The sequence below is a fragment of the Micromonospora sp. C41 genome (assembly GCF_018070485.1).
Classification (GTDB): Bacteria; Actinomycetota; Actinomycetes; order Mycobacteriales; family Micromonosporaceae; genus Micromonospora; species Micromonospora chalcea.
The window spans coordinates 1-645 of the sequence record NZ_JAGPXP010000074.1; the positions used below are offsets into that span (position 1 = coordinate 1).

Here is a 645-nt window from a genome sequence, read left to right on the forward strand (position 1 = left end):
GGCGCGGCGGTGGCGCGGATGCGGGTCACCCCGGCGATGCTCAACGGGCACGCGATCGGGCACGGCGGCTTCGTGTTCCTGCTCGCCGACACCGCGTTCGCGCTCGCCTGCAACAGCCACGGCCCGGCCACCGTCGCGGCCGGCGGCGAGATCAGCTTCCTGCGACCGGTACGCGAGGGCGACGTGCTGGAGGCGTACGCCACCGAGCGGGTCCGGCAGGGCCGCAGCGGCATCTACGACGTCACGGTGCGGCGCGGCGACGAGGTGGTGGCGGAGTTCCGGGGACGAAGCCGCACCATCGCCCGCGGCTGACGGCCACCGCTCGACCCGCCCGACGAGCCGCCCGGGCCGGAGTGGCCCCGTGCCCGCTCCGACCCGGACGTCGCCGTCATGCGGCGAGCCCAGTCGCGTACCCGCCGGGCTCGGCTCTTCGCCGCGCGCGGCCCGCCCTCTCAGGCCGCGCCGCGGCTCCGGGTAACGGGACGGTCCGCCACCCGGGCCACGCCGCGAGATCGCCGGCCGTCGCCGGTCCGGCCCAGGACGGCCCGGGCACCGCCCGGAGCACGCCGCTCCGATCCGGCGGGCCGGGCGCCGGTCGGGCCCCACCACCCCACCGGCGCGACCCGCCCGCCCCCACCGGGCACA

2 protein-coding genes are annotated in these 645 nt (G+C 79.2%); one reads left to right on the top strand and one right to left on the bottom strand.

What is annotated here, in order from left to right; genetic code table 11:
• Window positions 1-312: hydroxyphenylacetyl-CoA thioesterase PaaI (gene paaI / locus KBX43_RS31255; protein WP_210888613.1), on the top strand; the 312-nt coding region annotated here is incomplete at its 5' end.
• 140 nt (window positions 313-452) lie between these two features.
• On the opposite strand, the gene KBX43_RS31260 is transcribed toward paaI, so the two are convergent.
• The coding region (locus KBX43_RS31260; RefSeq protein ID WP_210888615.1) for a hypothetical protein at window positions 453-645 on the bottom strand (193 nt) is incomplete at its 5' end.